A 6,118-nucleotide genomic window follows, 5' to 3' on the forward strand; every position below is an offset into this window, starting at 1 on the left:
AATAGGCATAAAAAAAGCTTCCAAAATTGGAAGCTTTATACTTTGGTGGGCAATGAGGGATTCGAACCCCCGACCCCCTCGGTGTAAACGAGGTGCTCTGAACCAACTGAGCTAATTGCCCTAAGCGGATGCAAATATATAACTACAATTTGTATTAAACAAAGCTTTTCTTTAAAAAAATAAATTTTTTTTCAATTAATTAAAGGCATAAAAAAAACTCCAAACCAAATGGCTCAGAGTCAATATTATAGTTGAAATTTATTTTGCTAGTTCAGGTACATTGGTTAGTATATAATCTCCATGTCCTGAGAACATTTTGCTGTACTCTTTAAAAAACTCTTTCCTTTTATCTTCATTAGGCCAATGCTCTTTTGCTAATTTCGAATTTTCATCAAACATCTTTTCAATATCTGAAAAATTTTCTAAAGCAAAAACTTCTACAGCATCTCTACTATTAGCACCCCATCTATGTCTATGCGTATAGTATCCTTTTATATAAGAATTCTTTTGAGTTACATTCTCAAAATATTCTTTAAACCCTTTACCTCCATCACCTAACTGATTTACCTTTACGTAATAAATCATTGGCTCTTTAGATTCTGTAGTATAGTCTTTTTGAAATGGTAATGAAACATAAATTTCATCACTATGCATTGGACTGTAATAACTACCTTGTTTTTTAAAAAATGCTTTTCTTTCATCCTCATCTGGCCAACCCTCTTTAACTAATTTAGTTGTCACTCCACTAGATTTATCAATATCTTCCCAAGTTTTATAAACAGATACTAATTTAACTTCAGAATCATCTGGTGTGAAATAATGAAAATAATAACCCGAACCTATAATTAAATCGTTTTTCATAGTTACTTTATCAAAGTATTCTTGTTCTATTTTTAACCAATCTGAATAATCTACATCAGGGTCAGAACTTCTATGAGCAGTAGTTACAGTTATATAAACTGGTTTAAACGCTTCTTTTTCCTCTTCTTGAGCAATTGTTTTTGTAGTAAACATAAAGGCAAGCACAAGTGTTGCCAACAATAGTTTTTTTATTGTTTTCATAAAAATATTTTTAGTTAGTATTTGGGTGTAGTAAACCTTAAAACAATTAAATATAATGTGGTTTAGGGTAGAAATTTCCTATATATAAAATAGGATTGGTTAGTTGTACTTCAATCAAATTATGAGGTTGTAAATTAGCAATTTCAAGGGTATTATTGCTATAAAGCTCTACATATTAACATGTTAATATTTTACTAATATAATAATATTTATATAATAAAAAAATTATTATAATAAAAATTGACGTTGTTTTTTATTAATTTATCAGATAATTTAGTCTTTTTATAAAACTTCAGCAACCACAAAAGTACTCCCTCCAATAAAAATTAAATCTTCAGTTATTGCAAGTTTTAAAGCTGAATTATAAGCCTTTTTTACTGAAGAATATATTGTTCCCTGTAATTCAAATTTTGAACATTTTTTTTGCAGTTCAACTTCGTTTAAACCACGTGGAATATTTGGTTTACAAAAATAATAAATGGCGTTTTTTGGAAATAAAGGAAGTATTGAATCTAAATCCTTATCATTTACAACTCCTAAAACTATATGTAATGTTTCAAAAGTTTCATTTTGTAACTGTTTAAAAACATAGTGTAATCCTTCTTTATTATGACCGGTATCACAAATTACTTTTGGTTGTTCATTTAAAATTTGCCACCTGCCTAAAAGCGCTGTGTTTTTAACAACATTCAACAAACCATTTTTTATATTTTCTTCTGAAATAAAAAACTCTTTTGTTTTCAAAACCGAAATTGTTTGAAGAGCTGTTTTTATATTATTGGCTTGATAATTCCCTTTTAAATCTGATTCATAATTGTTATTAATCTTAGATGAAGCCAAAAATATAGGAGCATTCATTCTAGATGCAGTATTTTTAAATACCGCATAAGTCTCTTCTTGAAATTCTCCAACTACAACAGGGATTTTATGCTTAACAATACCTGCTTTTTCAAAAGCAATTTCTGGTAAAGTGTCGCCTAAAAACTGTGTATGATCAAACCCAATATTTGTAATTACTGATACTTCAGGAGTGATTATATTAGTTGAATCTAACCTTCCTCCCAAACCAACTTCAACAACTGCAATATCTATGTTGTGTTTTTCAAAACAATCAAATGCTAAACCTACAGTCATTTCAAAAAATGACAATTTATGTGTGTCTAAAAACAACTTGTTTTCTGAAATAAAATCAATTACTTCAGTTTCAGAAATTACTTCTCCGTTTATTTTAATTCGCTCTCTAAAATCTTTTAAATGTGGTGAAGTATATAAACCTACTTTATAACCTGCTTCTTGTAATATAGAAGCCAACATATGACTTGTAGAGCCTTTACCATTAGTTCCTGCAACGTGAATTGATTTAAATTTTGTGTCAGGATAATTAAGGTGTTTTGAGAAAGCAATACTATTTGTTAAATCTTTTTTGAATGCTGTTTTGCCTTGTCTTTGAAACATTGGTAGTTGTGCAAACATCCAATCTAAGGTTTCTTTATAATTCATTCAATATTATTGTGATAATGAAAATCTGTATTTTATAGTTCCAATTTGTTTAGAAGGTGCTTTTGCATCTGCACTCCATTTAGTTTTTAAAGCTGCTTGTTTGGCTTGCGTTAATAAACATTGAGCTGTATTTGTTGATCCCTTTACTCCTGCAGTTGCTTTTATAACACTACCATTAACATCAACTTCAATACTTACAACAACCAATCCTTCTTCATTGCAAATATAATTAGGTTTTGGTCTTGAAATTGGTTTTCTATTGCCTAAATTATAATCGCCATTTCCTCCTCCTCCTCCATTTCCATAATAACCACTTGCATTTGGATCTCCGTTAATATTTCCTTTATCTCCAGGTTTTAAATCATTTCCTTCACCTCCGGTTGCAGTACCTTCTGAATTATTTATTCCACCAATTAAGGCATCTAATTTTTTTCGTTTAGCTTCTTCTTCAGCTTTTTGCTTTGCTATTGCAGCTTGTTTTTCTTTTTCAATTCTATCTTTTTCTAATTGTACTTTTTTAGCAAGTTCATTAGCCTTCTTTTTAGCATCTTGTTTCTTCTTTATTGCAATTGCTTCTTCATTATTTTGAGTAGCAACATCTTCAGTCTCTTCGGTTATGTTTTCTGTAGATTCTGGTTCAACTATTTCTTCAACTTCTTCTTGTTCCTCAATAGGTGACTTTTCTTCTGAAGTTGATTTAAGTAGTTCTGTAGGTTGAATATCTCCGCTACCAACATTTGAAGTCCCAAAATTAACAGCAATTCCATATTCTTCTGGAGGATCTAAATAGGTCATTCCAAAGAAAAAAATTGCTACTAATAACAAACTCATAATTACACTTGTTATAGTTGCTGATTTTCTTTTATGTTTTGTATTTAAAAAGTTAAACATCTTATTTAGGCCGAACTGCTAATATTACTTTAAATCTATTTCTATTTGCTATATCCATAATTTTCACAGCCTTTTCAATAGGCACGCCTTCTTCAGCTCTTAAAACTATAGTTGGACTTTCCTTCTTTGCTAATACCTTTAACAAATCTTGTTCCAATTTAGACTCGCTTACTTTTTTATTATCAATATAAAAACTTAAATTTTTAGTAATACTTACTGAAACTGATTTTCGGTTTTCGGTTTTTCCACTTGCTTTTGGTAATAAAATATCTAAAGCGCTAGTTGTTACTAACGTTGAAGTAATCATGAAAAATATAAGCAATAAAAAAACAATGTCTGTCATAGACGACATGTTAAAGTTCGGATTTATTTTATTTCTACCTCTAATATCCATATTAAATTGGCTCGTTTAATAAATCTAAAAACTCAACCGATTTTGCTTCCATTTCGTACACCACTTTATTGGTTCTTACTACTAAATGGTTGTATTGTATGTATGATATTATTCCAACTATAAGTCCCGCAACAGTAGTTGTCATTGCAGTATATAAACCATCAGACAGCATTTTTATGTCTATTTGCCCTCCTGCATTTGCTATTTCATGAATTGCTACAATCATTCCAATTACGGTTCCTAAAAACCCAATCATTGGTGCAGCACCAGCAATTGTTGCTAAAACAGGCACATTCTTTTCTAGCTTATAAATTTCTAATCTCCCTGCATTTTCAATTGCTGTGTTAATATCGGCTAAGGGTTTTCCAATTCTTGAAATTCCCTTTTCAATTAAAAGTGAAGCTGGTGAATTTACTTGTATACATAAAACTTTTGCAGCATCAAGCTTTCCATGAGAAATGTGATCTCTAATCTGATTCATAAAATTACTATCAGTTTTTGAAGCTGCTTTAATGGCGAAAAATCGTTCAAAATAAATATATAGTGCAACTGACAATAAAACGACCAATAACGCAATAATAATTTGCCCTCCTAAACCACCATCCATAATTAACTTATAGATAGAAAGTGTTTTTTCTTCAGATAATGTTTCATTTAAAACTTCTGATGAATCTTGTAAAATAAGTAATGCCATAAATTAAATTTTATTTTTCTTAAACGAAATTAGACTCTGAAAATTGTTTAGAATTTAGATATAAAAAAACCCGAGAAATTTCTCGGGTTAAATTTTTATTTTATAAGATAGCTCTCATACCCATAAAGGCGAGCGAACCAACAATAAAGCCAACTGCCGCTAACCAAGCTATTTTTTTAAAGTACCAGAAAAAATCTATTTTCTCCATTCCCATAGCAACAACACCAGCTGCAGATCCAATAATTAACATACTACCTCCCGTACCAGCTGAAAAAGCAACAAAATGCCATAAAGCACTATCTGTAGGTTCTTGGAACATTCCCATACTTGCTGCAACTAATGGTACATTATCTACAATTGCAGACCCTACACCTAAAAGCATTACAACAATATCTGTATTTGGAATAATAGTTTTTAACGATTCAGCACCTAAAAATAAGATTCCTAATGACTCTAATGCTGCTACTGCCATTAAAATTCCGAAGAAAAATAACACACTTGGCATTTCAATTCTTGATAAAGATTTATGAACTGGACTATGGAAGCCAGCAGAATCATGAGCATCATTTTCTAAAATATTTGAAATACTAAAATGAGACCTGCTATAAATTTCAGCAAAAATTGCTACAACAGATAATGATAACATCATACCCACATAAGGTGGTAAATGTGTAATAGTTTTAAATACAGGAACAAACATAATAGCACCTAAACCTAGGTACAACATTGTAGGACCATACTTATTTTCTGAATTTTCACTTTCTGATACTATCGTTGCAATATCTCCTTTAAATGGCTTCATATATGAGGCTATCAATGTTGGCACTATCATACATAATAAAGACGGTATAATTAAATATTCTATTAATTTTACTGTTGTTACTTTTTTACCAATCCAAAGCATGGTAGTTGTAACATCTCCAATTGGTGACCAAGCCCCACCTGCATTAGCAGCAATAATTATTAAACCTGCAAACCACAAACGCGTATTTTTATCTTTAATAATTTTTTGTAGAATCGTAATTAAAACTATAGTAGCTGTTAAATTATCAATAATTGCAGAAAGTATAAATGCTAAAAATGCAAAAATCCATAATAACTTTTTCTTGTTTTTAGTTTTAATATAATTTTTGAAGGTTGCAAAACCATCAAAATAATCAATAATTTCAACAATTGTCATTGCTCCTAATAAGAAAAATAAGATTTCAGCTGTCTTTCCTAGATGATGTAATAATGTTTCTTCTAATAAATGACGCTTTTCATCTGTAGAAAAACTGGAAAACCCTTCGACTAGTTTATGTGCCCCAGAATCAAACCAATTTGGAAAAGCTTCTATCCCAAAAGCTACCAGTGCCCATAAAATGGCCATCATGGCTAACGCCGGAATTAACTTATCTAATTTTAAATTGTGCTCTAAAGCAATTGCTAAATATCCTATTATGAATATTAGAATAATGAGTGTTTCCATATATTAAAGTTTAAATTAATTGTTTTAATGCTATTTCAAAAGCTGTTTTACTTATGTTTTGCTTACTGTTATTTAAATTATATGTTTCTTCAAGCGCTTTTTTTATTGT

General features: G+C 30.1%; 6 protein-coding genes and 1 tRNA gene. All 7 read right to left on the minus strand.

The genetic code is table 11. The features are described 5' to 3' along the window. Positions 1–43 precede the first annotated feature (43 nt). The 7 genes from GQ540_RS07140 to nhaD all read right to left on the minus strand — a co-directional run bounded on the left by GQ540_RS07140 (position 44) and on the right by nhaD (position 6,009). Positions 44–121: transfer RNA gene (locus GQ540_RS07140), tRNA-Val, on the minus strand. A 137-nt stretch (positions 122–258) separates the two neighbouring features. Continuing rightward, entirely contained in the window at positions 259–1,062 is an 804-nt protein-coding gene (locus tag GQ540_RS07145; protein ID WP_291799475.1) for a hypothetical protein, read from the minus strand. Positions 1,063–1,344: 282 nt separating this feature from the next. Further along, entirely contained in the window at positions 1,345–2,562 is a 1,218-nt protein-coding gene (locus tag GQ540_RS07150; RefSeq protein ID WP_291799478.1) for a folylpolyglutamate synthase/dihydrofolate synthase family protein, read from the minus strand. Positions 2,563–2,568: 6 nt separating this feature from the next. Further along, positions 2,569–3,393, minus strand: a complete 825-nt coding sequence (locus GQ540_RS07155; RefSeq protein WP_291799481.1) for an energy transducer TonB — start codon at positions 3,391–3,393, stop codon at positions 2,569–2,571. A gap of 61 nt (positions 3,394–3,454) precedes the next feature. Continuing rightward, on the minus strand, positions 3,455–3,847 hold the full coding sequence (locus tag GQ540_RS07160) for a biopolymer transporter ExbD (protein ID WP_291799484.1): 393 nt from the start codon (positions 3,845–3,847) through the stop codon (positions 3,455–3,457). 1 nt (position 3,848) lies between these two features. Further along, positions 3,849–4,541, minus strand: a complete 693-nt coding sequence (locus tag GQ540_RS07165) for a MotA/TolQ/ExbB proton channel family protein (RefSeq protein ID WP_291799487.1) — start codon at positions 4,539–4,541, stop codon at positions 3,849–3,851. A 100-nt stretch (positions 4,542–4,641) separates the two neighbouring features. After that, the gene (gene nhaD / locus GQ540_RS07170) at positions 4,642–6,009 is read right to left on the minus strand and encodes a sodium:proton antiporter NhaD (protein WP_291799490.1); all 1,368 of its coding nucleotides are present in this window, start codon (positions 6,007–6,009) and stop codon (positions 4,642–4,644) included. Between the last annotated feature and the right edge of the window lie 109 nt (positions 6,010–6,118).

It is taken from the genome of Lutibacter sp. (genome assembly GCF_013139515.1).
Taxonomy (GTDB): Bacteria; Bacteroidota; Bacteroidia; order Flavobacteriales; family Flavobacteriaceae; genus Lutibacter.

What these genes read in the sequence shown, in the direction of transcription:
- GQ540_RS07145 (WP_291799475.1), bottom strand. Translation starts at nt 1,062, where the DNA reads ATGAAAACAATAAAAAAACTATTGTTGGCAACACTTGTGCTTGCCTTT.
- GQ540_RS07150 (WP_291799478.1), bottom strand. Translation starts at nt 2,562, where the DNA reads ATGAATTATAAAGAAACCTTAGATTGGATGTTTGCACAACTACCAATG.
- GQ540_RS07155 (WP_291799481.1), bottom strand. Translation starts at nt 3,393, where the DNA reads ATGAGTTTGTTATTAGTAGCAATTTTTTTCTTTGGAATGACCTATTTA.
- GQ540_RS07160 (WP_291799484.1), bottom strand. Translation starts at nt 3,847, where the DNA reads ATGGATATTAGAGGTAGAAATAAAATAAATCCGAACTTTAACATGTCG.
- GQ540_RS07165 (WP_291799487.1), bottom strand. Translation starts at nt 4,541, where the DNA reads ATGGCATTACTTATTTTACAAGATTCATCAGAAGTTTTAAATGAAACA.
- nhaD (WP_291799490.1), bottom strand. Translation starts at nt 6,009, where the DNA reads ATGGAAACACTCATTATTCTAATATTCATAATAGGATATTTAGCAATT.